2 protein-coding genes are annotated in these 1,886 nt (G+C 75.3%); one reads left to right on the top strand and one right to left on the bottom strand.

The genetic code is table 11. The annotated features are described in order from the left end of the window. A partial coding sequence (locus tag ACWEVO_RS35940; protein ID WP_452311853.1) for a LysR family transcriptional regulator occupies positions 1-751 on the bottom strand: 751 nt, incomplete at its 3' end. Between the two features lie 38 nt (positions 752-789). On the opposite strand from ACWEVO_RS35940, the gene ACWEVO_RS35935 reads away from it, so the two are divergent. Continuing rightward, positions 790-1,668 carry a serine hydrolase gene (locus ACWEVO_RS35935; protein WP_452311852.1) on the top strand — a complete coding sequence of 293 codons (879 nt, stop codon included), beginning with the start codon at positions 790-792 and terminating at the stop codon, positions 1,666-1,668. Positions 1,669-1,886 lie beyond the last annotated feature (218 nt).

Raw genomic sequence — 1,886 nt, 5'->3', positions numbered from 1 at the left:
CCCGGCGGGCCACCGCCTCCGGCTCGACGGCCACCGCGCCGCCGGCCAGCAGCAGGCCGAACAGGAACTCGGGGTTGCGGGCGTGCCGCACCCGGGCCGGCGTGAACCCCCGCTCCCGGCACACCGCCAGCAGGTGGTCGTGCCAGCCGGGCGCGGTCGCCGGGGGCGCGGTGATCAGGTCCAGCCCGGCCAGGTCGGCGAGGTCGACCTGCCGGGCCCGGGCCAGCGGCGCGGTTCGGGGCAGCAGCACCCCGACCGGTACGTCCACGGTGGGACCGAAACGCAGTCCGGCCGCCGGCACCGGCCGGTGCAGCAGGCCCACGTCGAGCCGGCCCTCGGCCAGCATGCGCACCTGCTCCGCGCTGGTCAGCTCGTGCAGGTCGAGGTCGAGCCCGGGCGCCCGGGCGGCCAGCCCGTCCAGCAGCGCGCGCAGGATCACCGCCGGCGTCTCCGGGGGTACGCCGGCCCGCAGCACGCCGAGCGTGCCCCGGCGCACCTGGTCGACCATGTTGCGCAGCCGCCGCTCCCCGGCGAGCAGGTCGCCGGCCTCGGCGAGCAGCAGCTGGCCGGCGGTAGTGAGCCGGACCTGCCGCTGCGAGCGGTCGAACAGGGCCACGCCGAGCTCCCGTTCCAACCGCTGGATCGACTGGCTCAGCGGCGGCTGCGCCATGCCCAGCACCTCGGCCGCCCGCCCGAAGTGCAGCTCCTCGGCGACCACCACGAAGTGCCGGAGGTGCCGCAGCAGGTCCACATCCCGACCCTAGCCCGGCCCTTGGTTAGCGTGGCGGGGTGGATGTGGGGGAGCGGATCGGGGAGATCTTCGGACGGGCGGGGATCCGCGGCTGCCTGCACGTGGTGGACGTGGACGAACCGGGGCGGGAGGTCGCGCTCGGCGCCGACGAGCAGATCGTCATCGCGTCGGTCTTCAAGATCCTGCTGGTGCTGGAGTTCGCCCGGCAGGTCGTCGCCGGTCAGCTCGACCCGGCCGAGCGGGTGCTCGTCCGAGCCGAGGACCGGCTCGGTGGCTGGGGGGTGGCCGGCTGCGCCGACGACGTCGAGGTGTCCCTGCGCGACCTGGCGTACTTCACCATGTCGGTCAGCGACAACACGGCCGCCGACCTGCTGCTGCGCCGGGTCGGCCCGGACGTGCCGTCGATGCTCGCCGCCGAGCTGGAGCTGCCGCGCACCCGAATCGTCGGTGGCCCCCGGCAACTGGTCGAGGTGATGCTCGCCGACGTGGGCGCCCACAGCGAGGCGGACTTCGCCCGGATCTTCCCGACGCTGCCCGCCGAGCGGGTCCGCGCGATGCGCGTCTTCGACCCCGCGCACACCACCTCCAGCACGGCCCGGGAGATCACCCGGCTGCTGCGGCTGATCTGGCGGGACGAGGCCGGGCCGCCGGCCGCCTGCGCGATGGTCCGCGAGCTGATGTCCCGGCAGCTGTTCTGGACCCGGCTCGCCGCCGGCTTCCCGCCCGGCGTCCGGGTGGCCGGCAAGACCGGCAACCTGCCCGGCCTGCACCTGGAGGCCGGGGTCGCCGAGTATCCCGACGGGGGCCGCTTCGCGATCCTGGTCCACGCCCGCACCGAGCGGCTCAGCGTCCGGCGGATCGACGTGGACCTGGCGATGGGCGAGGCGGCCCGTACCGCGGTCGAGGCACTGCGCTGACCTGCGGTGATATCCGGTCGCATATCGACCGTGCCGCTGGTCGATCTTGGACAGGGCGGGGTCGACGGTGGTGGGGTGGTGCTACCGATCACCCAGCCCAACGGGGAGGACGCACCATGCCCGACAACCGTCCGTACGACCGCCGCCGCTTCCTGCGCGACGCCGCGGTGGGCGCCGCCGCCGTCTCGGCCGCCGGTCTCGGCGCCGGTGCGGCGGCC

The sequence above is a fragment of the Micromonospora sp. NPDC003776 genome (assembly GCF_053605645.1).
The sequence above is the reverse complement of the archived record's forward strand: the minus strand, read 5'-3'. Positions and strand labels throughout refer to the sequence as shown.